Raw genomic sequence first — 26,283 nt, 5'->3', positions numbered from 1 at the left:
CGCAACGTGCCCACGAAAGAGTACGGAATCTTCCTCCCCATCGGGAACGGTGGCTGGATGCTGTCCACGACCGCGCCCCACCCCGAGGCGAACTACGCCTGGAACAGGCGTGCCGCGGTGCACGCCGAGAACATCGGCCTCGACTTCGTCATGTCGATGGCGAAGTGGCGCGGCTTCGGCGGCAGCACCGACCACTGGGGGCGCTCCCTGGAGTCGATGACGATGATGGCGGCCCTCGCCGAGGCGACCAGCCGGGTCAAGATCTGGGCGACCCTGCACGCCAACGTCCACAACCCGGCCGTCGCCGCGAAGATGTTCGCCACCCTCCAGGACATCTCCGGCGGCCGGGCCGGACTGAACATCGTCAACGGCTCCTACGCGGAGGAGTTCGAGCAGTTCGGCGAGTGGGACCCGAAGCTCACCCACGCGGACCGCTACCGGATGACGGAACTGTGGACGGAGGCGGTCACCCGCCTGTGGAGCGAGGACTCCGTCACCCTGCGCACCCCGTACTTCGACCTGGTCGACTGCGAGTCCCGGCCGCGCCCCCAGGTCCGCCCCACCGTCATCAGCGCGGGCCGCTCCGAGGACGCCCGCCGCTTCCAGGCCAAGTACGCCGACGGCGCGTTCCTGGCCGCCGAGAGCCTGGAGGAGATGCGCGAACTGTCGGCGGACGTCCACGAGCGGGCGCGGGCGGCCGGGCGGGTCTGCAAGACCTACTCGATGCTCACCGTCGTCCAGGACGACACCGACGAACTGGCCGCCCAGAAGGTCCGGGAGTGGGGGGCGGGCCTGGACCGGGAGGCACTGGTCCACATGCGGCGCGCCTGGGGCATCCCCGAGGAACAGGCCCGCGCCTGGGCCGACGGGGCGGACGGGGAGGCGGCGTTCCAGACCCCGTATGTCGCCGGGTCGGCGCGTACGGTCACCGACCACATCGAGTACATCGTGCGGGAGGCGGACCTGGACGGTCTGATGCTGATCTTCCCCGAGTACGACGAGGACATGGTGCTGTTCGGCAAGACCGTACTGCCCGAACTGCGCGCCCGCGACGGGGTGACGGCCTGATGCCCGGCACCGACGGCACCGACCTGCGGGCGCGGCAGTTCGCCCACCTCGCCCGCCCCGGCAGCGCGCCCGCGCTGCTCGTGGTCGACGTACAGCGCGACTTCGCCGATCCGGACCGGCTGACGGAGTACGGCCTGACGGACGCTGCCCTGGCCGCTCTCGACCAAGCTGTCACCCGCATCGGACACCTCGTGGACGCCGCCCGCGCCGCCCAAGTACCCGTAGCCTGGGTGGAGTTGGGGAGCGATCCGGCACGGCCCTGGCGGGCGAGCAACTGGCTGCGCGGCGGGGACCACGACGCCCCCATGAGTCCCGACGAGCCCTGCCGTATCGGCACGGACGGCGCCGAGTGGTACCGGATGCGGCCCGCCGAGGGCGAGGAGCGTGTCGTGAAGAGGGGCTACAGCGGGTTCCTCGGCACCGATCTCGACGCGCGGCTGCGCGCCGCCGGCTGCGGCTGGCTGACCGTGGTGGGGCTGACCAGCGAGTGCTGTGTGTACGCCACCGCCCAGGACGCCGTGCAATACGACTGGCCGGTCGTGGTGCCCACCGACGCCACGGCCGCCTACGACCTCGACGTCAACGCGGCGGCCCTCCAGCAACTCGCGCTGAACGTGGCCGTGCTCGCCGACGCCGACGAGGTCACCGCACTGTGGGAGAGGAACTCGCGATGAGCGGCATGCACATAGGTTTCGACCTCTCCTTCACCCACACCGAGGGAGCCTGGGCCCGGCCGGGCTCCTGGGTGGGGCTGGACTTTCCCGACGTACGCATGTTCATGGAGCTGGCGCGGACGGCCGAACGCGCCGGTGTGGGCCTGCTGTTCTTCGGTGACGGCAGCGGCATCCCCAGCACCTGGCGCGGCGGTATCGAGCCCGCCGTGGAGTGGGGCATCCAGTGGCCGCGCCACGACATGGCGCCCGTGATCGCGGCGATGGCCACGGTGACGGAGCGGATCGGCTTCGGGCTGACGTACTCGTCGACGTTCATGCACCCCTTCTACGTCGCACGGCTGCTGAACTCCCTCGACCATGTCACCGGCGGGCGCATCGCGTTCAACGTGGTCGCCTCGACCCGGGGCGCGGACGCGGCGAACTACGGCTACGGCGAGCTGATGGACCACGATCTGCGCTACGAGCGCATGGAGGAGTTCGTCGAGGTCTGCCGTGCGCTGTGGGACTCCGTGGCACCCGACGCCATCGTGCGCGACCGGGAGACGGGCCGCTTCGCCGATCCGGCCAAGGTGCACCCGATCGACCACAAGGGCCGCTTCTTCGATGTGAAGGGACCGCTCGCCTCCGTACCCGGCCCACAGATCCACCCGCTCATCGTCCAGGCGGGCAACTCGCCCCGTGGCATCGCCGCTTCGGCCCGCTTCGCCGACCTGATCTTCGGCTTCGGCGGCAACCTCGCCTCCCAGCTGCGGCACCGCCGACTGCTCGACGAGGCCCTCCTCGCCGAGCGACGGGACCCGGCCGACACGGGCATCCTCTGGGCCACCCAGGTCATCGTCGGCCGGACGGCCGCCGAGGCACGGGCGCGCCGCGACGAGGTGCACGCCTTCTGGAACGAGGAGACCGTCGCCATCCACCTCTCGCACAACATGGGCTACGACCTGTCGACGCTCCCGGAGTCCTTCCGGCTGGGCGAGCTGCGCGACGAACTCGTCGCGGCCAACGCGTCCCCCGCCGGGCTCGTCGGCTCGCTCGTCGCGGAGTTCGGCGAGGAGTGCGCGATGAGCCGGGACGAGTTCTTCGCCCATGGCCGGGGCCGGGCGACCGGGCTCGACCACAGCATCGTCGGGGACGCCGAGTCGGTCGCCGACGAGCTGCAGGAGAACTTCGCGGCGACCGGGGCACGCGGCGGCTACATGCTGTCCAGCCCGCTCGCCATGCCCTCCGGCCTCGCCGACATCAGCGAGCTGCTGCTGCCGGAACTGCGCCGCCGTGGCGCCCTCGCCTCCCCGGCCGCCGGCGCCACATTGCGCGAGAATCTGGCGGTGTGACATGACCGCAGGGAGCGAGCGACGGGACTGGCTCGCCCTCGCCAGCCTGTGCACGGGGTTCTTCATGCTGCTGCTGGACAGCACCGTCACCTCGGTCGCCCTGCCCGCGCTGATCGACGGGCTGCACACCGGCGAGGCCCGCGCGATGTGGGTCAACAGCGGGTACCTCATCGCCTACGCCGTCCCCCTGGTCATCGCCGGACGGCTGGGCGACCGCTACGGGCACCGGCGCGTACATCTCATCGGACTGGCCGTCTTCACCGCCGGGTCGCTGCTGTGCGCCCTCGCCACGAGCATCGAGGCCCTCGTCGGGTGGCGGGTCGCGCAGGGCGTCGGCGCCGCGCTGATGACCCCGCAGTGCCTCACCCTCATCAAGGCCCTGTTCAGGCCGCCGCGCCTGGCCGTCGCCCTCGGCGTCTGGGGCGCGGTCGGCGGGGCCGCTGTGGCCGCCGGGCCACTGGTCGGCGGGTTCCTCGTTGCCGTCGGCGGCTGGCCCGCGGTGTTCTGGGTCAACGTCCCGGTCGGCGTCGCCGCGATGGCCGCCGTGTCGGTGTTCGTCCCTGCCCTGCCGCGCCAGACGGCGGCCATCCCGGTCTGGGCGATCTGCGCCAACGCGGCCGGAGCCGGAGCACTCGTCCTCGGCGTCCAGGGCACCGACGCGACCGGCACGGACGTGTGGGGAGTGCCGCGTTGGCTGCTGGCCGGCGTCGGCGCCCTGACCGTCGCCGCCGTCGTGTGGCTGCAACGCGGCCAGGGGACACGCGCCCTGGTGCCGATCTCCCTGCTGCGCACCCGGGGGTTCGTCACCGCGACCTGGGGCGCTGCCGCCGCGGCCTTCTGCTCCGGGTCCGCCATGATCCCGGTGATGCTGTACCTCCAGCGGGAACGCGGACTCTCGTCCGGCGAGGCGGCACTCACCCTGATTCCGATGGGCCTGGTGTGTGTGCTCGGCGCTCCGGTGTCGGCCCGGCTCAACAACGGCGTCGGGACCCGTGCCGTCGCCGTCATCGGTGCCTGCGCCCTGGTCCTGTCCGTCGGCGCGTCCGCCGCGCTCGTCGCCGCCGACGCCCCGGTCGCCGTCCTGACCTCGGCCTTCGCGCTGTACGGGGTCGCCAACGCGTTCGTCTGGTCGCCCCTGTCCATCGCGGCGGTGACCACCGTTGCCCCGGACGAGGTGGGCGCGGCATCGGGTGCCTTCAACGCCATGAAGCAGCTCGGCGCGGTGCTGGGCAGCGCGGTCTGTGCCGTGCTGCTGACCGCGTACGGCTATGCCGTCGCCCTCTGCTCGCTCGCCGCCGTCGGGCTGCTCAGCCTGCTCTCCGCCCTGCTGCTGCGCGTCGACCCGCCCAAGGCGCCACCCATACCGGACACGGCGACCACCGCCGCGTCCGAACTACCCACAGGAGTCGCCTGATGAAGGCCGTCGCCGTCGTCGGAAACCCCAAGGCCGCCTCGCGTACCCGTGACGCCGCCGAACGACTCGCCGCCGCCCTCGGGCTGGACTGCGAGGTCCTCGAAGTCACCGAGCTGGGGCCGGGTCTGCTCGCCTGGGACGCCCCCGAGGTCAGCGCGGCTGTGGAGCGAGTACGCATGGCCGATGTGGTGATTGCCGCGTCACCCACCTACAAGGGCACCTACACCGGCCTGCTGAAACTGTTCCTCGACCGGTTCCCCACGGACACCGGACTCGCAGGGCAGGTGGCGCTGCCCCTGATGCTCGGCGCGGGACCCGCACACGCGCTCGCCCCCGAACTCACCCTCAAACCCGTCCTGGTGGAACTCGGCGCGATCTGCCCCGCCCAGGGCCTCTACCAACTCGACTCCACCTACACGACGGACGACTCACTGGCCCGCTGGACCGGGCGCTGGGGCCGGACCGTACTCGACGCGGCGAAGGCGAGGACGGCACGATGACCACGCTCGAAGGCTTGACCTCGGACCCCGACGAGGTGCGCGAGGCGTTCGGCGGATTCCCGTCGGGAGTCGCCGCCGTCTCGGCCCGAGTCGACGGCGAGCCGACCGTCATGATCGTCTCCTCGTTCACCGTCGGTGTCTCCTACCAGCCGCCCATGGTCTCCCTCGCCGTCCAACACTCCTCGACGACCTGGCCGTTGCTGGCCGGCGCCGAGACGCTCGGTGTCTCCGTACTGGGCGAGGAGCACAGCGCCAAGACCCGCCAACTGGCGTCGAGGAGCAAGGAGGACCGCTTCGTCGGCCTCGGCACCCAGGAGGCGGCATCCGGCGCGATCTTCCTGGAGGGCGCGCCGATCTGGCTGGAGTGCGCGATCGAGCACACCTACCCGGCGGGCGACCACGACATCATCGTGCTGCGGGTGCTCGCCATGCGGGCCGACGACGACCGCAGTCCGGTCGTCTGGCACCGCCGGCGGCTCAAGACCTTGGCCGGCTGACCGAACCGCAGTGCCCGCGGACCCGCGGAGTGAACAGTCACTTCACAGGAATCGTGTTTCTTTTATTGACAACAGAAAAGAATGAACCCAGAGTTCCCGGCATGCGCCCGCCCCCACACCCACCCTCCGAGGCGTTCCCCGCCCACACCCCTGCCGCCGCCCAGATCTTCACCATCGTGCTCTCCCACGGCCCGGTCACCCGGGCGGAGATCGCGCGGCGGGCCGCGCTGTCCCCGGCGGCGGTGACCAAGGCCGTCCGGCCGCTGATCGAGACGGGGTATCTGCTGGAGGACGTCGACGAGGAGCACCGGCGGGCGCTCGGCCGGCCCGCCAACCCGGTGCGGGTCGACGGTGGTCGCGCGCTGTTCCTCGGGGTCAAGGTGACGGGCGACGAGATCATCGCCGTACTGACGGATCTGTGCTGCCGTATCCGGGTCGCCCGGCACATCCCGCTCGACGACCGGCGGCCCGGGGGAGTTCTCGCCACCCTCAGCGGCCTCGTCCTTGAACTGCTCGCCGACGCCGAAGAGTTGGGAGCGCGGGTCAGCGGCGTGGGGATCGCCGTCTCCGGCGATGTGGACCGCACGGAGGGCATGGTGCGGTACTCCCCGTTCCTTGAGTGGCGGGACGTTCCGCTCGCGCACCTCGCCGCCATGACCACCGGTCTGCCGGTCACCGTCGACAACGACGTCCGCGCGCTGACCGTCGCCGAGCAGTGGTTCGGCGCGGGGGTGGGCCTGTCCGACTTCGCGTTGGTGACGGTGGGCGCCGGGATCGGCTGCGGTCTCGTCGTGGGCGGGCGGGTGGTCTCCGGTGCGCACGGCGTGGCCGGTGAGATCGGGCATCTCTCCTTCGACCCGGCGGGCCCGCGGTGCCACTGCGGCAACCGGGGCTGTGTGGAGGCCGTCGCCTCGGAGTCGGCGATCGTGCGCGACGTACGGGCGGAGACCGGGATCGACGTGGCGGACGCGGCCCAGGCCCTGGAACTCGCCCACCGCGGCGACCCGGGAGCCCGGGAGGTGTACGCGCGTGCGGGTGCGGTCATCGGACGGGCCATCGGGTCCGTGGTCAATCTGCTCGGACCCGAACGCGTGATCATCTCCGGCGAAGGGCTCGCCGCCTACGACCTGTTCGCCGAACGGATCAGGGAGACCTTCGCCGCCTCCGCCTTCGGTGCCGCCGCGCGCTGCGATGTCACCACGCGCCCGCTGCCCTTCGAGGAGTGGGCCCGTGGAGCGGCGGCCACCGCCATCCAGTCCTTCATCCGATCGGACACGCCCAGGGAACGGGGGTGACGCCGCAGAGCCGTATCGCGTGAAGGTCCGACCACGCATTCCTGTATGTCATGCGCACGTCATGATCGTCGTTCAGTGATCCGGAGGTAGCCCCCATGCGGTTGTCCCCCCACCGTGCCCGCCGCACCGGTAGCACGCTGCTCGTCCTCGCCCTGACCACGGGCCTCACGGCACTCACCCCCGCCGCCACAGCCACCGACTCCCCGGCCACGGCAGCCGTTTCGGCGCCGACGGCGGCCAAGCCGTACATGGGCTGGACGAGTTGGAGCATGCAGTCCTCCAAGTACCCGGGCCTCAACCCGGACGGGGACTACAGCTATCTGACCGAGAAGAACGTCCTGAAGCAGGCCGACGCCCTCGCCGCCAAGCTCAAGCCGTACGGCTACGAGTACGTCAACATCGACGCCGGCTGGTGGATGGACATGGACTGGAAGCCCCGCTTCGACGAGTACGGCAGACAGGCCGCCGACCCCGGGCGCTTCCCGCGCGGGATGAAGGCCGTCGCCGACGACATCCACGCCAAGGGGCTGAAGCCCGGCATCTATCTGCCGGTCGGGCTGCAGAAGGAGGCGTACGGCGGGGGTGCGGTGCCCGTCTGGAACGCCGAGGGCTGCACGACCGCCGACATCGTCTACGGCGACCTGCGCACCACCAACGGCTGGGACAGCGCGTACAAGATCGACTTCTCTCGGCCCTGTGCCCAGAAGTACATCGATTCCCAGGCCCAGTTGTTCGCCGACTGGGGCTACGACTTCCTCAAGCTCGACGGTGTCGGGCCCGGCTCGTTCAAGAGCGGCGAGAACTACGACAACGTTGCCGACATCGCCGCCTGGCAGAAGGCGATCGCCGCCACCGGACGGCCGATCCACCTCGAACTGTCCTGGTCCCTCGACATCGGCCATGTCGCCGACTGGCAGCGGTACTCCAACGGCTGGCGCATCGACACCGACGTCGAGTGCTACTGCAACACGCTGGTCACCTGGGAGAACTCCGTCGAGGACCGCTGGGACGACACCCCTGCCTGGACCCGCCACGCCGGCCCCGGCGGCTGGAACGACCTGGACTCCCTCAACGTCGGTAACGGCGAGATGGACGGGCTCACCAAGGCCGAACGGCAGAGCTACGCCACCCTCTGGGCCATCGCCAAGACCCCCCTCTACACCGGCGACGACCTGACCCGCCTCGACTCCTACGGGCTCTCCCTGCTCACCAACAAGGAGGTCATCGCGGTCAACCAGGGCGACACCCCGCCCGCCAGGCCCGTCACCCCCTCCGACGACCAGCAGGTCTGGGCGGTGAGGAACCCCGACGGGAGCTTCACGGTCGCCCTGTTCAACCTCGGCGAGGCGCCCGCGTCCGTGACCGCCGACTGGGCCGCTCTCGGCTTCTCCGGCAAGGCGAAGGTCCGCGACCTCTGGAACCACGAGAACCTCGGCTCCTACCGGGACAAGGTCAGCCAGGCGTTGCCCGCGCACGGCTCACGACTGTTCACCGTCACGCCCCAAGGCCCGGCCCTGACGAAGACCGTCTACGAGGCGGAGGCGGCGGCCAACACCCTCGCCGGCAACGCCTCGGTGGCCGACTGCGGTGCCTGCTCCGGGGGCAAGAAGGTCGGCAACCTCTACCTCGGCGGCAAGCTCACCGTGAACGGCGTCAACGTCGCGAAGGCCGGGCGGTACGTCGTCGACATCGCCTATGTCAGCGGTGACGCTCGGTCGGTGCGGATCTCCGCCAACGGCGGCGGCGCCACCGGCCACAAGTTCCCCGCCACGGGCGACTGGGGGACCGTCGAGACGGTGAGCGTGCCGCTCAATCTGAAGGCCGGCGCCAACACCATCACCTTCGACAGCGGCGACGGCTACGCCCCGGACATCGACCGGATCGACGTACCGAACCCGTCCTGACGGCCGACCCTCACTGGAGCGCATCCATGGACACCCCACGCCCCGATTCGCCCGAACCCCGCCCCAGCAGGCGCGGTCTGCTCTCGTTCGCCGCAGCGGGCGGAGCCCTGACCGCCCTCGGCGGACTGCCCGCTTTCACCGCCTCCGCCGCACCCCGACGACCGGTCGACTCCCCGATGCTCGCAGCGAGCGAGGACGAGAGTGCCACCACCCGACTCTGGTGGCAGGCGCCCGCCGACGACCGCTCGATGATCGCCCAGGGCCTCCCGGTCGGCAACGGCCGCCTCGGGGCGCTCGTGGGCAACGACCCCGGCCGGGAGCGGCTGTTCCTCACCGACGCCACCATGTGGACCGGAGACCTCAACTCCACCCTCGACGACGACGGCCAATTCCCCTACGCCCGCGAGAACTTCGGGTCGTTCACCCTGCTGGCCGAGCTGACCGTCGACATCCCCGACCATGACCTCTCGGCCGTCTCCGGCTACCGACGCACCCTCGACCTCCGCCAAGGCCTGGTCACCGCCTCCTATGTCCGCTCTGGCGTGACATACCGACGCCAGGTCTTCGCCAGCGCGCCCGACGACGTCGTCGTCCTGCACTTCACCCAGGACGGCGGCGGGCACTACACCGGCGGCATCAGCCTGGACGGCACCCACGGCGAGACCACCACGGGCACCCAGTCGAGCGGCCAACACGCATCCTTCGGCGGGGAGTTCGCGAACCGACTGCGGTACGGGGCCGCCGTCACCGCGTACGGCAGCGGCGGGACCGTCGCCGTCGACGGGGCGCGGATCTCCTTCCGGAACTGTCGGAGCCTGACGGTGATCGTCGCCGGTGGGACCAACTACGCGCCCGACCCGGCCACCGGCTACCGCGACCCGTCGCTCGACCCGCGCAGGCTCGCCCGTACGAAGGTCCTCGACGCCGCCGGGCACTCCGCGACCACCCTGTTGCACACCCATGTCGCCGACCACCGCGGGCTGTTCGAGCGCATGGACGTGTCGCTCGGCACGTCGAGCCCGCTGCAACGCGGCATGGACACCTGGGAGCGGATCCGCGCCCGGTACACCGACGGCACGCCCGATCCCGAACTCGAAGCGGCCTACCTGCAGTTCGGGCGCTACCTCATGATCGCCGGGTCGCGCGGCAGTCTGCCGCTGAACCTCCAGGGGCTGTGGCTCGACGGCAACGACCCTGACTGGATGGGCGATTATCACACCGACATCAACCTCCAGATGAACTACTGGCTGGCCGACCGCGCCGCCCTCTCCGACTGCTTCGACGCCTTCACCGACTACTGCCTGGCCCAGCTGCCCTCCTGGACCGAACTCACCCGCACCCACTTCAACGACCCCCGCAGCCGCTACCGCAACTCCACCGGCAAGCTGGCCGGTTGGACCGTTGCCATCTCCACCAACATCCACGGCGGCATGGGCTGGTGGTGGCACCCCGCGGGCAACGCCTGGCTGTGTAACTCCCTCTACGAGCACTACGAGTTCACCCAGGACCGCGCCCATCTCGCCCGTATCCACCCGATGCTCAAGGGGGCCTGCGAGTTCTGGGAGGCGCGGCTGCTGACGACGACGGTCACGGACCCGGCGACCGGTGAGCAGCGGGACGTCCTCGTCGCCGACAGCGACTGGTCGCCGGAGCACGGCCCGCTCGACGCCAAGGGCATCACGTACGCCCAGGAGCTGGTCTGGGCGCTGTTCGCCAACTACCGCACGGCGTGCGAGGTGTTGGGCAGGGACACCGCGTACGCCCGAACCGTCGCCGACCTCCAACGGCGGCTCCATCTGCCGGGGGTGAGCCCGAAGACCGGCTGGCTGGAGGAGTGGATGTCCCCCGACAACCTGGGGGAGACCACCCACCGGCATCTCTCCCCGCTCGTCCAGCTGTTCCCCGGCGACCGCGTCCGCCCGGACGGCTCCACACCCGAGGCCGTCGTCGAGGGCGCGACCGCCCTGCTCACCGCGCGCGGCATGGAGAGCTTCGGCTGGGCGAACGCCTGGCGCGCGCTGTGCTGGGCCCGGCTGAAGGACGCCGACAAGGCCTACCAGCTCGTCGTGAACAACCTGCGGCCCTCCACCGACGGCAGCAACGGCACCGCGCCCAACCTGTTCGACATCTACGAGGTCGGGCAGGGCCGGGGCATCTTCCAGATCGACGGCAACTTCGGTACGCCCGCCGCGATGATCGAGATGCTGGTGTACTCACGCCCCGGCCATGTCGAGCTGCTGCCCGCGCTGCCCGAGGCCTGGGCCGCTTCCGGATCGATCACAGGCGTGGGCGTACGCGGCGGCTTCACCGTGGATCTGCGCTGGCGGGACGGCAGACCGACTGAGGTCACGGTGACGAGCGTCGGCGGTCGCACGACCACGGTGGCGTACGGGGAGAGATCCCGGAAGGTCACCCTGTCGCCCGGCCGGTCCGTGACGCTGCGCGATCTGGGGCGGTGAGCGATGCGTCCTGCGTTTCTGAGGCGACTTGCCCTGTCGGGCGTCGCGTTGACCCTCGCCGCGCAGTGGCTGACCTCGTCGGCGACGGCGGCCCCTGCCGCGACCACGCACGAGATCGTCACCTGGGGCGCGAGCGCCGACCGTATGGGCGAGGCCGCCTCGAACCGCGGTTACCGGCTCGTCGTACGGACCAGTGCCGGGGGAACCCAGCTGCGCGTCCGCCTGTCCAACGCCTTCGGCGACCGGCCTCTGACCTTCGGCCGGGCGTACGCGGGCGTGCAGAAGGAGGGCGCCGCCCTGGTCCGGGGCAGCAACCGGCAACTGTCGTTCGGCGGGGAGCAGTCCGTCACCGTGCCCGCCGGGGAGACCGTGCTCAGCGATCCGTTGCCCGGACGGCTGCCCGCCGCGACCTCACTGGTCGTCAGCCTGTACGCCGCCGATGCGGGCGGTCCGGTCACGGGGCACGGCATGGCCATGCAGACGTCCTACACCAGTACCGGCGACCACACGGCGGAGGAAGGCTCGGACAACTGGACCGGGACCACCGGCTCATGGTTCTACCTGGACGCCGTCACCGTACGGACGGACTCCGACGTCGGTGCGGTCGTCGCTCTGGGTGATTCCATCACCGACGGCTGGCAGTCCACCACCGACAAGAACCGCCGCTGGCCCGACTATCTGGCCCGCCGTCTCCAGGCCGACCCCGACTCCGACACCGGCATCGAGGGAGTGGCCAACGAGGGGATCTCCGGCAACAAGGTTCTCGCCGACGGAGCCGGGCAGAGCGCCCTCAACAGACTGAACCGGGACGTGCTCTCCCACCCCGGCGTCCGAACGGTCCTCCTCTTCGAGGGCGTCAACGACATCAAGGCCCACACCGGTGTCACGGCAAGGGAGTTGATCGACGGTTACCGCCGGATCATCGACCGTGCGCATGCGGCCGGGCTGTGCGTCGTCGGGGCCACGGTCGGGCCGTTCAAGGGCTGGTACGAGTGGGACGCGCCCGCCGAGGCCGTACGGCGGGAGGTCAATGAATTCGTCCGCGCCGGCGGTGAGTTCGATGCCGTGGCGGACTTCGACCGCATCCTGCGCAGCCCCTACGACCATGAGCGGATCCTGCCGTTCTTCGACAACGGCGATCACCTGCACCCCAACGACACCGGTATGCAGGCGATGGCCGACGCGGTGCGGCTGAGCGACCTCGACTGCGACCGCTCCGCGCCCTGAATCCGACGAGCGTCTATGGCGTCTACAGCGGCGCCGGTGAGGAAGCCCCCGCGATCAGCAGGCGGGGGCTTCCCTTGCCGTTCGCGGGCACGCTCCACAGGTCGCTGCTGCCGACCTTGCCCTCGGTGGGGAGGGCGTAGGCGAGCGTGTTGTTGTCGAGCCAGGTGGCCTGGTCGTCGACGCTGTGGCGTTCGGCCAGTGCCGTCTCCTTCAGGGTCTTGAGGTCGAGGACGTACTCGTGCCAGAGGGCCGTACGGGACAGGACCCGCTTCTTGAAGGCGACGCGGGTTCCGTCCGGGGAGAGCGACGGGCACTCCACGTTCTCGATCAGGGTGGTGACCGTCTGCTTCGAGATGGAACCCCGCACCAGATACGTCTTGTTGGCGGTGTTGAGGGTGGCGTAGAACGTGTCGTCGTCGGAGGCGAAGGTGACGCCCCAGAAGTTGACGTCCGAGGCGCGGTAGGACTTGCCGTCAAGGGTGATCTTGAACGTCTCCAGGCTGGGGATCAGCCGCATCGTGCGGGTGTCCAGGATGGAGGTCCGGGTCGAGAAGAAGGCCGACGCGTAGGACTCGCCGGAGACGAAGACCGTCCAGGCGGCGAAGCGGCCGCTGGGCGAGACCCGGGCGCGGCTGGGGGTGCCCGCGAGCGCGTAGGTGTGCACGGTGCGGAGGTCGGCGTCCAGGAGCAGAGCACGGTTGCTCTGCTTGAGGACACCGGGGACCGACTGGAGGCAGACGCCGGTGCCGGCCGCCGCGTAGAAGCGCACGCACTTCAGGTCCGAGGCGGTCCGGCCCGCGCCGGGGTCGGTCGACGGGACCGACGCGACGGCCGTGCGGTGTGGGCCTGCGGCCGCGTTGACGAACGTCAGGCGGCTCTTCTGGTCGAGCGTCAGCCTGCCCGTGCTGACGGCGGGGCCGCCCGGCTGCGGCTTGTTGGCCTGCTCCGCGCGGTCGGCGGCGTGCAGGACCACGCCGGTCGCCAGGCCCGCGAGGAGCAGCACCCCCGTGACGAGTATGAGCAGACGGCCGCGCAGCGATGTCATCCGGATCCTTGGGGCGTTGTGGCTGTGGTGTCTGTGGTCTCTGTTGTGCCTGCGGTGTCTGTGGTGCTCGTCGGGTCCTTCGGGCGCAGCACGATGCCCGCGACTGCCGCGCAGCACAGCAGGCCGACCGCCGATCCGGCCAGCGCCGCGCTGTCGCCCCACAGCGTCCAGGCGGCGCCGAAGGACAGCGAGCAGCAGAACCGGGCCAGCGCCTGACTGGTGCCGACGATGGCCAGACCGGTGGCGCGCAGTTGCTCGGGCACGATGTCGGCGAGGGCGGCCGGGAGCACGCCGTCGGTGGCCGCGTAGAACATGCCGTGCAGGGCGAGGACGAGAAAGGGCAGGGCCGGGGTGGCCGGGGCCCACAGGAGGAGGGCGTAGGCGGTGAGCAGCCCCATGTGCCCGGTGAAGAACACGACGCGCCGCCCGACCCGGTCGGCCAGCGCGCCGACGGGCACGGCCAGCAGCAGGAAGACCGCGGCGGTGCCCAGCGGCAGCAGCGGGAACCACTCGTCGGCGATGCCCGCACGCCTTTGCAGCAGCAGATAGACGAAGGCGTCCGAGACCGTGGTGAGGCCCAGCAGCGCGGCGCAGCCGGCGAGTGCGCGGAGCCGTGGCAGGCGCAGCAGGGCCAGCGCGTCCCGTATGCGGACGGGTGGTGAGCTGTTCGCCGAACCCGCTTCGTCGCTCGGCTTGTTACCTGCTTCGTTCGTTCGCGTTACCTGCCCTCTGGCGGGTACGAACAGCACCAGTACGAGCACGCCGAGCCCGGCGACGCACGCGCTGACCCCGAACACGGCGTCGTAGCCGTCGGCCGCCGCGCGCAGGATGAGGAAGGCCGCCAGCGGGCCGAGCATCGCGCCGGTGGTGTCCATCGCCCGGTGTACGCCGAAGGCGCGGCCCTGCTTCTCGGACGGGGTGGACAGGGAGATCATCGCGTCGCGCGGGGCGGTGCGCAGGCCCTTGCCGGTGCGATCGAGGGCGAGGACCGTGCCGAGCGTGGCGATGCTGCTCGCGAGCAGGAGCAGCGGTTTGCACAGGGCGGACAGGCCGTACCCGAGACCGGCCATCAGTTTGTGATTGCGAACCCGGTCGGCGATATGGCCACCGGTGAGCTGGACCAGCGCGCTGACGCCGTTGTAGACGCCGTCGAGGGTGCCGAACGCCAGCGGGGTGAAGGCGAGCGTGGTGACGAGGTAGAGCGGCAGAACGGCGGTGACCATCTCCGAGGAGATGTCGGTTATCAGGCTGACCGTCCCCAGGACGAACACGACCGGGGCGACCTTGCGCCCCGGGGCGCGTCTTCGGCCGTGTTCGGTGTCCGTCTGTGCGGGGGCGGAGCGGTCGGTGAGATACATGATCGAGACTCCAGGTGCGGTGCGATCAGTTCTGCCGGCTGCTCTCGTCCCGTAGCCAGGTCCCGAAGTCCTGTTCCCGGACGGCCTTTCTGGCTCCCCGTCGGGCGGCGACCGCCGCCGCGAGGAAGACTACGACACTGGTCACGAGCCTCGGCTCCCGGCGGACCATGGCCTTGAGGTCCGCGACGCTGGTGCGCGCCGAGGCTTCCTCCGGGTCCTGATGCTGTTCGACCTGGGCGGTGGAGACGGCGGCCCGGATCCGTCGTTTCATCAAGTCCGGCCAGGTGCGCGGCGGATGGACCACGACGCTTGCTCCGCCGACGACGAGCCGCTCGTGCGGGGCGAACGCCAGGGACGCGGCCAGGTCGTCCGCCATCAGCGGCGGCAGCGCGGCGATCCGGGCGTGCCCGGCCTTGGAGACCGCGATGACACCCCGGCCGAACAGCCCCTCGCGCACGGCGGGCAGCCGCTGCCACACCCGGTAGTAGGAGCGCACCCGCCAGGCGCAGCCGGTCAGCGGAATCCGCCGTTCTGGGGCGGTCGCGAGAACGTCCGAGGTGTCGTCGTTCAGGGGTTCGATCAGTGCACGTACGTCGGCGCTCGCGAGGACGACGTCCGCGTCCACGTAGAGACGGGGGAAGCCGTGGGCGTGGTCGTCCCCCGCGCGAAGGGCCGCGTGTTTGGAGGGCGTTGGTATCTCGACCACCCGGACGCGGGGTCCACGATCGGCCGCGATCCGCGCGGTGTCGTCCGTGCAGCCATTGCATACAACCACGATGTCGGTCTCGTCCTCGGCGGAGCCGGCCAGCAGCGAATCGAGGAGTCGTCCGATGACTCGGGCCTCGTTGTGGGCCGGGATCACGATGCTCGTCACGTGGGCAGTATGCCGCCAGTGTCACTAATGCGATGTGTGTTTCGTTCAACCGTTCCCGTGACTGTGTTCGGTGGTCTAGATTGAGTGCCGCCGGACCGGTTTGGGTGGGGAAGTTGTCCCTGACTGCGCGTCATGGTTCGGCTTTGCGTATGCATTTGAGCATTTCAGTAAGAGCATGCTGGGGGGCATGAGGCGGTTGGGGAACCGCTGACGCTCCCTCGCTTTCCAGTGCCGCTGCGTGGAGGGCACTTCGGACGGGGGGTAGCCGCGCATGTGGTGGGGGGAGCATGACCATTGAGGTCACGCATGAGCAAGTGGTTGTGGAACGGACCAGTCCGGAAGCTCGCCGAAGACGGTGGGAACAGAAGTATCGATTCACCTTGTTGGTCGCGGACGGTTTCGCAGCTGTTGCCGCGGCCTTTTTGATCCACGCGGCCTACGACCGCTGGACGGTCGCCCTGGTGCTTCCCCCGACGTGGATCGTGACCATGCTCGTCCATCGCTCCTATGACCGCAGGGCGTTGGGTGTGGGCGTCGAGGAGTACCGACGGGTGCTCCGCGGAGCCGTCGCGGTGCCGGCGCTGGCCGCGGGTGTGCACTACTTGTTCACCCATGATTCGGGACTTCTTCATGACATGGTCATGGCGACGATACCCGCTGTCGCGATCGCCCTGCCGGGCCGTTACGCACTGCGCCGCCGGCTCCACCGAAGATGGGCCCGGGGCCGGGACCAGAGCACGACACTCCTGGTCGGGCCGTCCCACGGCATCGCGGACCTGGTCGCCGTACTGCGGCGCGGCGGCGAACAGGAACTGCACATCGCCGGGGTGTGCCTGAGCGATCCGCGCAACCGCGCGGAGATCCGCAAGCTGGGGCTCCCCGTCCTCGGTGGCGTCGGTGACATGGAGAACGTCGTCCGGGCCATGGGCATCGGCACCGTGGTGGTCGTGCCGGTCCCCGGGTCCGACGCCTCCGTCCTGCGCCGGATGTCCTGGACGGCGGCCGTGCAGGGCGTCGACTTCCTGCTGGCCCCCGTACTGACCGACGTGTCCGCCGCTCGGCTCTCGGTACGGCCCACCCACGGGGTGCCGCTGATGCGGATCCAGGCACCGAACCTCGCCCGGACCTCTCGGCTGCCCAAGGAACTCCTCGACCGGTCGCTCGCGGCACTGCTCCTGGCGGTCCTCGCACTGCCGATGATGCTGATCGCCCTGATCGTCCGCCTGGACAGCACCGGACCGACCCTGTTCCGGCAGCAGCGGGTCGGCCGCTACGGCGACCACTTCACCATGCTGAAGTTCCGCACCATGCGGCCCGACTCGGAGGACCTCCGGGCCGAGTTGGAGCACCTGAACGAGAACAGCGACGGCCTGCTGTTCAAGGTGAAGCAGGACCCGCGGATCACCCGGTTCGGATCGTTCCTGCGGCGCAGCTCGCTCGACGAACTGCCGCAACTGCTCAACGTCGTCAAGGGACACATGTCGCTCGTCGGCCCCCGCCCTCCGCTGCCCGAGGAGGTCGAGGAGTACACGCCGGAGGTCAAGCGCCGACTGCTCGTCAAACCCGGTCTCACCGGGCTGTGGCAGGTCAGCGGACGTTCCGACCTGCCCTGGGACGAGGCGGTCCGGCTCGACCTCGGATACGTGGACAACTGGTCGATGGGCCTGGACCTGACGATCCTGGCGCGCACCGGCTCCGCCGTGGTGCGCGGAACGGGGGCCTACTGATGGACCGACAGAAGAGGGACCAAGTGACACAGGGCACGGAGTCGTTGGGCACGGAGCCGTTGGGGGTCGCGGTCGTCGGGGCGGGCTACTGGGGTCCCAACCTCGTACGCAACTTCCAGGCCAGCGAGCGGTTCCGGCTGCGCTGGCTGTGCGACCTCGACGTGGACCGCGCCCAGCGCGTCCTCGGCGGCTACTCGACGGTCCAGGCCACCGCGGACTACGCGGCCGTCCTCGCCGACCCCTCCGTCGACGCCGTCGCCGTGGCCACGCCCGCCGGCACGCACCTCGACATCGCCCTCGCCGCCCTGCGCGCCGGAAAGCACGTCCTCGTGGAGAAGCCGCTCGCGGCGACCTACGCCGACGGGATGCGCCTGGTGACCGAGGCCGAGGAGCGCGGGCTCACCCTGATGTGCGATCACACCTACTGCTACACACCCGCCGTGGGCCGTATCCGGGAACTGGTCCGCTCCGGCGAACTCGGCGAGATCCACTTCGTCGACTCGGTCCGCATCAACCTCGGGCTCGTCCAGAAGGACATCGACGTCCTGTGGGACCTGGCCCCGCACGACCTGTCGATCCTCGACTTCATCCTCCCCGACAACGTCGAGCCGGTCGCCGTCGCCGCCCACGGAGCCGACCCGATCGGCGCCGGACAGGCCTGCGTCGCCTATCTGACGCTCCAGCTCAACACGGGGGCCATCGCCCACGTGCACGTCAACTGGCTCTCGCCGACCAAGGTGCGGACCACCATGGTGGGCGGATCCAAGCGCACCCTGATCTGGGACGACCTCAACCCGGCCCAGCGCGTGGCGATCTTCGACCGGGGCGTGGAACTGGCCGCGCCCCAGGAGATCGGCGACGACGAACGCCGGGACATGCTCATCTCCTACCGCTCCGGAGACATGGTCGCGCCCGCCATCGGCGAGAAGGAAGCGCTGCGGAGCATGGTCGACGAGTTCGGCGACGCCATCAGGGAACGCCGGTCGCCCCTGACCGACGGCCGGGCGGGCCTCAGAGTGCTCGACATTCTTGAGGCGGCGTCCCGGAGTCTCGAATTCAAGGGCGCGGTCGTCGGCCTGCGCGCCGGGCACTGACAGTCCCACGTCACTGACAGTCCGAACCCATTGAGAGGGCAGCGCAGTTGAGCAGCGTACGAGGCAAGAAGATCCTGGTCACCGGGGGAGCGGGCACCATCGGCTCCAACCTCGTCGACCTCCTGGCCGAGGGCGGCGCCCGCGAGATCGTCGTACTCGACAACTTCGTGCGCGGACGGCGGGCCAACCTCGCCCGGGCCCTGCCCAGCGGCGTCGTGGAGATCGTCGAGGGCGACATCCGGGACGCCGCCACCGTGCGGAAGGTCACCGAGGGCGCCGACCTGGTGTTCCACCTCGCCGCGATACGCATCACCCAGTGCGCGGAGGAGCCCCGCCTCGCCAACGAGGTACTGGTCGACGGCACCTTCAACGTCCTGGAGGCGGCGGCCGCGGCCGGCGTGAGCAAGGTGATCGCCTCGTCCTCGGCGTCCGTCTACGGCATGGCCGAGACCTTCCCGACGACCGAGCGGCACCACCCGTACAACAACGACACCTTCTACGGCGCGGCGAAGGCCTTCAACGAAGGCATGCTGCGCAGCTTCCACGCCATGTCCGGCCTGGACTACGTGGTGCTGCGCTACTTCAACGTCTACGGCCCCCGGATGGACATCCACGGCCTCTACACCGAGGTGCTCATCCGCTGGATGGAGCGCATCGAGGCGGGCGAACCGCCGCTGATCCTCGGCGACGGCGCCCAGACCATGGACTTCGTCGACGTCCGCGACATCGCCAGGGCCAATGTGCTGGCCGCCGAGTCGGATCTCACCGACGAGGCGTTCAACGTGGCCAGCGGTACGGAGACCTCGCTGAAGGAACTCGCCCAGGGCCTGCTGGAGGCGATGGGCGCGTCGGGCCTGGAGCCGGAGCACGGGCCCGCCCGCGCGGTGAACGGCGTGACCCGGCGGCTCGCGGACACCTCGCAGGCCGCCGAACGGCTCGGGTTCCGGGCCGAGATCGACCTGCGTACGGGCCTCAAGGACCTGGTCGCATGGTGGCGCGCGGAGCGTGTCGTGGCAGGGGAGGCGGCCAAGTGAGCACCGACCGCATCCCGGTGATGATCCCCTGGCTCGGCGAGGAGGAGGCCAAGGCGGCCTCCGACGCGGTGCTGTCCGGGTGGGTCGCCCAGGGCCCCCGGGTCGCCGCCTTCGAGAAGGCTTTCGTGGAGCGGGTGGGCGCCGAGCACGGTATCGCCGTCAGTTCGTGCACCACCGGCCTCCACCTGTCGCTCGTCGCGCTCGGCGTGGGACCCGGCGACGAGGTCGTCGTGCCCTCGCTGTCGTTCATCGCCACCGCCAACGCGGTCCGTTACGTCGGTGCCGAACCGGTGTTCGCCGACGTGGACCCCGCCACGGGCAACCTGACCACGGCCACCGTGGACGCGGTCCGCACCCCCCGTACGAAGGCCGTCCTCGTCGTCCACCAGGGCGGCGTACCGGCCGATGTGCACTCCCTGCGCGCCGCCTGCGCCGAGTGGGACCTGCCCCTGGTGGAGGACGCGGCCTGCGCCATCGGCTCGACCGTCGGCGGCAAGCCCGTGGGGCACGGCGCGCTGATCGCCGCCTGGTCCTTCCACCCCCGCAAGGTCGTCACCACCGGCGAGGGCGGCATGATCACCACCGACGACGCCGAGTGGGCGGCACGGCTGCGCCGACTGCGCGAGCACGGCATGAACGCCTCGGCCGCCGAACGCCATGCGAGCAACAAGCCGGTCCTGGAAAGCTACTTGGAAGTCGGCTTCAACTACCGGATGACGGACGTCCAGGCCGCGATCGGCCTGGTCCAGCTCGGTAAACTCGACGCGATGATCGCCCGCCGTCGCGAACTGGCGGCCCGTTACGACGAGTTGCTGCGGGGCGTGCCCAGTCTCACCCCCGTACGCGACCCCGCGCACGGGCAGAGCAACTTCCAGTCGTACTGGGTGCTGTTGGACGAGGACTTCCCCGTCGGCCGCGACGACCTGCTCGCCGCGCTCTCCGAGGCCGGGGTCTCCGCCCGGCGCGGGATCATGGCCTCGCACCTCGAACCCGCCTACGCGGACCACCCCGCCGTGCCGCTCCCGGCCACCGAGCGGATCAGCCGCGACTCGCTGATCCTGCCCCTCTTCCACACCATGACCGAGGCCCAGCAGGACCGGGTCGTGGCGGCGCTGCGCGAACAGGCCCGCGGATGAACGAACTTGTCGTCGTCGGCGCGGGCGGCTTCGCCCGGGAGACCGCACAGGCCGTACGGGACGCGGGCGACTTCGAGCTGCTCGGACACCTCGACGACAACCCCGACCTGCACGGCAGGGAAGTCGACGGCGTGCCCGTGCTCGGCGGCTGCGACCTCGTCCACGCGCTGCCCGAGGCAAGGGTGGTGATCTGCGTCGGCAACCCCCGGGACTACGCGGCCCGTGCCCGCCTGGTCCGTAGGTTCGGCCTGCCCGTGGACCGCTACGCCACCGTCATCCACCCGACGGCGGCCGTGTCGGCGACCTCGGAGGTCGGGCCCGGCTCGGTCCTCCTCGCGCACTGCGTCCTGACCGCCGCAGTGCGGGTGGGCGCGCATGTCGCCGTGATGCCGCATGCCGTCCTCACCCATGACGACGCGGTCGAGGACTTCGCCACGATCACCTCCGGTGTCCGCCTGGGTGGTGGCGTACGGCTGGAGCGGGGCGCCTATGTGGGCTCCGGGGCTCTGGTCAGGGAGGGCACGACGGTCGGCGCCTGGTCGCAGATCGGGATGGGGAGCAGCGTGCTCGGCGACGTTCCGCCGGGCGAGGTCTGGGTGGGGAGCCCGGCCCGGCGGCTGCGCGAGGCGGCGGCGCCCGCGCTCGACGAACTCGCGACACGGACAACAGTGGGGGGACCGCTGAAATGAACCAGATACCGCTGGTGGACCTCAAGGCGGCACACGCCGAGGTCGCCGACGAGGTACGGGCCGGATTCGAACGGGTGCTGGCGAACACCGCGTTCATCGGCGGCGACGAGGTGGGTGCCTTCGAGCGCGAGTACGCGGATTTCGGCGCCGTCGCGCACTGCGTGGGCGTCGCCAACGGCACCGACGCCGTCGAACTCGCCCTGCGGGCAAGCGGAGTCGGGCCCGGCGACGAGGTCGTCGTACCCGCCAACACCTTCATCGCCACCGTCGGCGCGGTGGCCAGGATCGGTGCCCGACCGGTCCTGGCGGACTGTCTGCCCGGCACCCATCTCCTCGACCCGCAGGCCGCGTTGGACGCGGTCGGCCCCGCCACCCGCGCGGTGGTGCCGGTGCACCTGTACGGCCAGATGGCAGAGGTGACCGGGCTGGCCGGCCAACTGCCCGACCGCGTACGGGTCGTCGAGGACGCCGCCCAGTGCCAGGGCGCCACCCGTGACGGCCGGTCGCCGGGCAGCGGCGGGATCGCGGCGACCAGCTTCTACCCGGGCAAGAACCTCGGTGCCTACGGCGACGCGGGCGCGGTGCTGACCGACGACGAGGAACTGGCCGGCCTGGTGCGCGCGATCGCGAACCACGGCGGCGTCGCCAAGTACCGCCACGACGTACCCGGGTTCAACAGCCGTCTGGACGGACTCCAGGCCGTCGTCCTGCGGGCGAAGCTGGCGCGCCTGGCGGACGGCAACGCGGCCCGGCGGGCAGCCGCGGCCCGCTACGACGAGTTGCTCGCCGACCTGGCGGCGACCGGGCGTGTGGTTCTCCCGGCCACGGCGGACGGCAACGTCCACGTCTGGCATCTGTACGTCGTCCAGGTCGCCGGCCCGGACCGCGACGACATCGTCGGCAAGCTCAACGCCGAGGGCATCGGTGCGGGCGTGCACTATCCCGCCCCCGTCCACCTCACCCCGGCCTACCGCCAACTCGGCCACGCCCGGGGCGACTTCCCCCACGCCGAGCAGGCGGCCGACCGGATCCTGTCCCTTCCGCTCTTCCCGCAGATCACCCCCGACCAGCAGCAACGCGTCGTGGACACCCTCGCCGACGCGCTCGCAGGCTGATCGACCCTCGGATTTACCGCGCCACCCCCCGACTTCACGGATCGGTTGCACAGCACCGCTGAGAGGTACACATGAACAGATGGAGCAGACGGATCCGGGGCGGGCGCCTCGCCGTCGTAGCAGCATTGATATGGGCGGTGCTCCCGCAGGCCATGCCCGCACAGGCAGCATCCGATCCGTGCGGCACGGCCTCGAACGAGATCGTGTGCGAGAACTCCAAGACGGGCAGCCCCATGTCCGACTGGTACTCGCCCAACTCCTACGGCGGCATCAAGGGGTTCTCCACCAAGGAGAGCGTCCAGGCCGGTGACACCGTCCAGTTCAAGATCCAGTCGCCGGTCACGTACCGCGTGGAGATCTACCGCCTGGGCTGGTACGGCGGCGACGGCGCCCGCCTGATCTCGACCGCGGCCCAGGCCGCCGTGACCTACCCGGCCAACTACACGACCAACCCGGCCAGTTGCACCACCAAGAGCAGCACGGGCCTGGTCGACTGCGGCAACTGGCCCGTGACCGTGAACTGGACGGTCCCCAGCGACGCCGTGTCCGGCCTGTACATCGCGAACCTGACGCAGACCGACGGCGACGGCCTGATGCCGTACCCGTTCGTCGTCCGCAAGGACTCCAGCACCTCCGACATCGTCGTACAGACCAGTGACCAGACCTGGCAGGCGTACAACGACTACGGCGGCCAGGACTTCTACGGCGGCGCGGGACCCGCGCCCGACGGCCGTGCCTACGAGGTCAGTTACAACCGGCCGCTGGACATCGGCGGTGACAACGGCATCTACGGCTCCGAGTTCATGATGCTGTCCTGGCTGGAGCGCAACGGCTACGACGTCAGCTATCTGTCCGGCGTCGACGTGTCGACCCACGGTGACACCCTGCTGGAGAACCACCAGGTGTACCTCTCCTCGGGCCATGACGAGTACTGGACACAGAGCCAGTACGACAACGTCCTGGCGGCCCGGAAGGCCGGCGTCCAGCAGGCCTACTTCAGCGGCAACGAGGTGTTCTGGAAGACCCGGCTCGCCCCGAGCAACGACGGCACCAGCACCTCGAACCGGACCCTGGTCTGCTACAAGATGACCAAGATGGTGCAGGGCAACGGCGTCGCCGACCCCAGCGGCACCTGGACCGGCACCTGGATGGACCCGACCAGCACCCAGTACGGCATGGACTACCAGCCGCCGAACATCCTCACCGGCTCCATGTTCACGGTGAACGGCTACCGCGCCGACTCGATCACGGTCCCCGGCTCGTACGGCAAGAACCGGATCTGGCGCAACACCTCCATCGCGAACCTCACGTCGAGCCAGACCGCGACCTTCCCGGCCGGCACCCTCGGCTACGAGTGGGACAGCGACATCGTCAACAGCACCAGGCCCGCCGGAGCGATCCACGTCTCGTCCACGACCGTGGACATCGACGACGGCAAGTACCGCCTCGACTGGGGCAACATGTACGGCAACGGGACCGCGACGCACAATCTCGTCGAGTTCCGCGACCAGGACTCCGGGGCCCTGGTGTTCGGGGCGGGGACCGTGCAGTGGTCGTGGGGGCTGACCAACCTCCCGACGTACGACCCCGAGGACGTCGTGGTCACCGAGGACGTCCGCATGCAGCAGGCGACGGTGAACATCCTCGCCGACATGGGCGTCCAGCCGCTGGACCTGCAGAGCAACCTCTCCACCGCGACGCAGTCCACCGACACCACCGGCCCGGCCATCACCGTGACGACCCCGGCCTCCGGGGTCACCGTCCCGGCGCTGAAGCCGGTCACCATCAGCGGTACCGCCACCGACTCCGGCGGGGGAGTGGTGGCCCGCACGGAGGTGTCCACCGACGGCGGCACCACCTGGAACGCCGCCACCGGCCTGACGTCCTGGACCTACAGCTGGACGCCGACGGCCCCGGGCACCGCCTCCATCAAGGTCCGCGCGGTCGACGACAGCGTCAACATCGGCGCCGTCACCACCATCCCGGTGACCGTCGGCCCCCAGGCCTGCCCCTGCACCATCTGGCCGGCCACGGCAGTCCCCGGCACCATCAACGCGGGCGACGGCGGTCCGCTGGAACTCGGCGTCAAGATCCGTACCACGGTGGCCGGTTCGATCACCGGCGTCCGCTTCTACAAGTCGCCCGCCAACACCGGCACCCACACCGGCAGCCTGTGGAGCGCCTCCGGCACCCGCCTGGCCACCGGCACCTTCACCAACGAGACGGCCTCCGGCTGGCAGCAGCTGAACTTCGCCACCCCGGTGACCGTCAAGGCCAACACCACCTACGTCGCCTCGTACTTCGCCCCCAACGGCGGATATTCCTACGACGGCGGCTACTTCTCCGGCAGTTCGGCCGGCCTGGCCCCGCTCACGGCGCTCCAGTCCGGCACCGACGGCGGCAACGGCGTCTACCGCTACAGCTCGACCAGCGCCTTCCCGTCCTCGGCGTCCTCGGGCAGCAACTACTGGGTGGACGTGGTGCTGGACACCGCGACGGCCAGTACGACCCCGCCCGTCGTCACCTCGACCTCCCCGACCTCCGGGGCGACCGGCGCGGCGATCACGGCACCGGTGTCGGCGGTCTTCGACCACGCCATCGACGGCGACACCCTGGCGTTCACGCTGAAGGACCCGAACGGCAACACCGTGCCGGGCGCCAAGACGCTCCCCGCGTCGAACAAGGCGACCTTCACACCGTCGACGGAACTGGAGCTGAACACCACGTACACCGCCTCGGTCCAGGTCGAGGACCTGTGGGGCAACGCGATGTCGGCCCCGGTGACTTGGAGCTTCACCACCAGCTCCACGCCACCCGCGGTCACCTGCCCCTGCACGCTGTGGAACACCAGCACCGTGCCGGCCAGGACCGCCGTCACCGACGACCCCAACTCCCTCGAACTGGGCACCCGCTTCCAGTCCTCGGCGAGCGGCTGGGTCACCGGCGTCACCTTCTACAAGGGCGCCACCAACACCGGCACCCACACCGGCAGCCTCTGGTCCAACGACGGCACGCTCCTCGCCTCCGGGACCTTCACCACCGAGTCCGCCTCCGGCTGGCAGACGATGACGTTCGCGACCCCGGTGGCGATCAGCGCCGACACCTCGTACGTCGTCTCCTACCACGCGCCGAACGGCAACTACGCGGTGGACGGCGGCTACTTCGGCTCGGCGCACAAGTCCTATCCGCTGACCGCCACCGCCGACATCAGTACGTCCCACAACGGGCTCTACCGGTACGGCAGTGACGTGGCCTTCCCCAACGGCTCCTACGGGTCCGCGAACTACTGGGTCGGGCCGGTCTTCACCGCCGACGACCCGTCGGCGTCTCTGGCGACGGTCGACATCTCGGAGGTGAGCGCCTCCTTGGTGGCGCGCACCGCCGACGCGTCGAGACCCCTCGTCACCACGCTGCCCAGCGCGACCAAGGTGGGTTCGGTCAAGGCGACGGTGACCGTCCTGCCGGGCGCGAAGGCCGCGGCCGCCAGGAAGCTCCACGTCAAGGCCTATGTCTCCTACGACCGGGCCACCCACAAGGTGTCCGTCCATCTGTCCACCCCGCTGCCGGACGGCACGCGGTTCAAGATCACGGTCACGGCCCGGGACAAGAAGAACCACACCGTGAAGTCCCATGTGTGGACCCTGACCAGCAAGACCGTCCGCAAGAAGAACTGACCGTCCGAATGAAGAACTGACCGACCACAACCCACCGCCGGGGGGGGCGCCGACCCCCGCCGGGGGCGCCCCCCCCGGGGGGGCGGGGCCCCCCCCGGGCGGTGCGCCGGTTGTGCTTTCCATCTAAAAATAAAGCCAAATAATAAACCAACCACCTGTGTGGGGAGG

20 protein-coding genes are annotated in these 26,283 nt (G+C 70.3%); 17 read left to right on the top strand and 3 right to left on the bottom strand.

Features of this window, described 5'->3' with window-relative positions; all coding sequences use genetic code 11:
• Positions 1 to 6 precede the first annotated feature (6 nt).
• The 10 genes from ACWCRB_RS08655 to ACWCRB_RS08610 all read left to right on the top strand — a co-directional run bounded on the left by ACWCRB_RS08655 (position 7) and on the right by ACWCRB_RS08610 (position 12,369).
• Positions 7 to 1,068 (top strand): LLM class flavin-dependent oxidoreductase, encoded by a 1,062-nt coding sequence (locus ACWCRB_RS08655; protein WP_450995336.1) that lies wholly within the window; start codon positions 7 to 9, stop codon positions 1,066 to 1,068.
• Positions 1,068 to 1,742, top strand: coding sequence for a cysteine hydrolase family protein (locus ACWCRB_RS08650; protein ID WP_450995335.1), 675 nt, complete (start codon positions 1,068 to 1,070; stop codon positions 1,740 to 1,742). The genes ACWCRB_RS08655 and ACWCRB_RS08650 overlap by 1 nt, the downstream gene beginning before the upstream one ends.
• A complete protein-coding gene (locus ACWCRB_RS08645; RefSeq protein WP_450995334.1) occupies positions 1,739 to 3,073 on the top strand; it encodes an NtaA/DmoA family FMN-dependent monooxygenase in 1,335 nt (444 codons plus the stop codon). The genes ACWCRB_RS08650 and ACWCRB_RS08645 overlap by 4 nt, the downstream gene beginning before the upstream one ends.
• Before the next feature lies 1 nt (position 3,074).
• Positions 3,075 to 4,487, top strand: coding sequence for an MFS transporter (locus ACWCRB_RS08640; protein WP_450995333.1), 1,413 nt, complete (start codon positions 3,075 to 3,077; stop codon positions 4,485 to 4,487).
• On the top strand, positions 4,487 to 4,987 hold the full coding sequence (locus ACWCRB_RS08635) for an NAD(P)H-dependent oxidoreductase (protein WP_450995332.1): 501 nt from the start codon (positions 4,487 to 4,489) through the stop codon (positions 4,985 to 4,987). The genes ACWCRB_RS08640 and ACWCRB_RS08635 overlap by 1 nt, the downstream gene beginning before the upstream one ends.
• Positions 4,984 to 5,484, top strand: coding sequence for a flavin reductase family protein (locus tag ACWCRB_RS08630; RefSeq protein WP_450995331.1), 501 nt, complete (start codon positions 4,984 to 4,986; stop codon positions 5,482 to 5,484). The genes ACWCRB_RS08635 and ACWCRB_RS08630 overlap by 4 nt, the downstream gene beginning before the upstream one ends.
• Before the next feature lie 101 nt (positions 5,485 to 5,585).
• A complete protein-coding gene (locus ACWCRB_RS08625; RefSeq protein ID WP_450995330.1) occupies positions 5,586 to 6,779 on the top strand; it encodes an ROK family protein in 1,194 nt (397 codons plus the stop codon).
• 95 nt (positions 6,780 to 6,874) lie between these two features.
• Positions 6,875 to 8,683: an alpha-galactosidase D gene (locus ACWCRB_RS08620; protein ID WP_450995329.1), complete on the top strand. Its 1,809-nt coding sequence runs from the start codon at positions 6,875 to 6,877 to the stop codon at positions 8,681 to 8,683.
• Positions 8,684 to 8,709: 26 nt separating this feature from the next.
• Positions 8,710 to 11,142, top strand: a complete 2,433-nt coding sequence (locus ACWCRB_RS08615) for a glycosyl hydrolase family 95 catalytic domain-containing protein (RefSeq protein WP_450995328.1) — start codon at positions 8,710 to 8,712, stop codon at positions 11,140 to 11,142.
• 3 nt (positions 11,143 to 11,145) lie between these two features.
• Positions 11,146 to 12,369 carry an SGNH/GDSL hydrolase family protein gene (locus ACWCRB_RS08610; protein ID WP_450995327.1) on the top strand — a complete coding sequence of 408 codons (1,224 nt, stop codon included), beginning with the start codon at positions 11,146 to 11,148 and terminating at the stop codon, positions 12,367 to 12,369.
• Between the two features lie 22 nt (positions 12,370 to 12,391).
• Here ACWCRB_RS08610 and ACWCRB_RS08605 read toward each other — a convergent pair whose 3' ends face one another.
• Genes ACWCRB_RS08605 through ACWCRB_RS08595 form a run of 3 tightly spaced genes read right to left on the bottom strand, consistent with a single transcriptional unit; the run spans position 12,392 to position 15,646 of the window.
• A complete protein-coding gene (locus ACWCRB_RS08605) occupies positions 12,392 to 13,414 on the bottom strand; it encodes a TolB family protein (RefSeq protein WP_450995326.1) in 1,023 nt (340 codons plus the stop codon).
• A complete protein-coding gene (locus ACWCRB_RS08600) occupies positions 13,411 to 14,772 on the bottom strand; it encodes an MFS transporter (protein WP_450995325.1) in 1,362 nt (453 codons plus the stop codon). Before ACWCRB_RS08600 ends, ACWCRB_RS08605 begins: the two co-directional genes overlap by 4 nt.
• Before the next feature lie 25 nt (positions 14,773 to 14,797).
• The gene (locus ACWCRB_RS08595) at positions 14,798 to 15,646 is read right to left on the bottom strand and encodes a glycosyltransferase family 2 protein (protein ID WP_450995324.1); all 849 of its coding nucleotides are present in this window, start codon (positions 15,644 to 15,646) and stop codon (positions 14,798 to 14,800) included.
• A gap of 380 nt (positions 15,647 to 16,026) precedes the next feature.
• Here ACWCRB_RS08595 and ACWCRB_RS08590 point away from each other — a divergent pair, with 380 nt between their 5' ends.
• From ACWCRB_RS08590 to ACWCRB_RS08560, 7 genes are all read left to right on the top strand, one after another.
• Positions 16,027 to 17,373 (top strand): sugar transferase, encoded by a 1,347-nt coding sequence (locus ACWCRB_RS08590; protein WP_450995323.1) that lies wholly within the window; start codon positions 16,027 to 16,029, stop codon positions 17,371 to 17,373.
• 23 nt (positions 17,374 to 17,396) lie between these two features.
• Complete coding sequence (locus tag ACWCRB_RS08585) at positions 17,397 to 18,467, top strand: Gfo/Idh/MocA family protein (RefSeq protein ID WP_450995322.1); 1,071 nt, start codon at positions 17,397 to 17,399, stop codon at positions 18,465 to 18,467.
• Positions 18,468 to 18,514: 47 nt separating this feature from the next.
• Positions 18,515 to 19,501: an SDR family NAD(P)-dependent oxidoreductase gene (locus ACWCRB_RS08580; protein ID WP_450995321.1), complete on the top strand. Its 987-nt coding sequence runs from the start codon at positions 18,515 to 18,517 to the stop codon at positions 19,499 to 19,501.
• Entirely contained in the window at positions 19,498 to 20,637 is a 1,140-nt protein-coding gene (locus ACWCRB_RS08575) for a DegT/DnrJ/EryC1/StrS family aminotransferase (protein ID WP_450995320.1), read from the top strand. The genes ACWCRB_RS08580 and ACWCRB_RS08575 overlap by 4 nt, the downstream gene beginning before the upstream one ends.
• Positions 20,634 to 21,326, top strand: coding sequence for an acetyltransferase (locus tag ACWCRB_RS08570; RefSeq protein ID WP_450995319.1), 693 nt, complete (start codon positions 20,634 to 20,636; stop codon positions 21,324 to 21,326). The genes ACWCRB_RS08575 and ACWCRB_RS08570 overlap by 4 nt, the downstream gene beginning before the upstream one ends.
• Complete coding sequence (locus ACWCRB_RS08565) at positions 21,323 to 22,441, top strand: DegT/DnrJ/EryC1/StrS family aminotransferase (RefSeq protein WP_450995318.1); 1,119 nt, start codon at positions 21,323 to 21,325, stop codon at positions 22,439 to 22,441. Before ACWCRB_RS08570 ends, ACWCRB_RS08565 begins: the two co-directional genes overlap by 4 nt.
• Before the next feature lie 71 nt (positions 22,442 to 22,512).
• The gene (locus ACWCRB_RS08560; protein ID WP_450995317.1) at positions 22,513 to 26,115 is read left to right on the top strand and encodes a DUF4082 domain-containing protein; all 3,603 of its coding nucleotides are present in this window, start codon (positions 22,513 to 22,515) and stop codon (positions 26,113 to 26,115) included.
• The last annotated feature ends 168 nt before the right edge of the window (positions 26,116 to 26,283 follow it).

It is taken from the genome of Streptomyces sp. NPDC002156 (genome assembly GCF_053593675.1).
The sequence above is the reverse complement of the archived record's forward strand: the minus strand, read 5'-3'. Positions and strand labels throughout refer to the sequence as shown.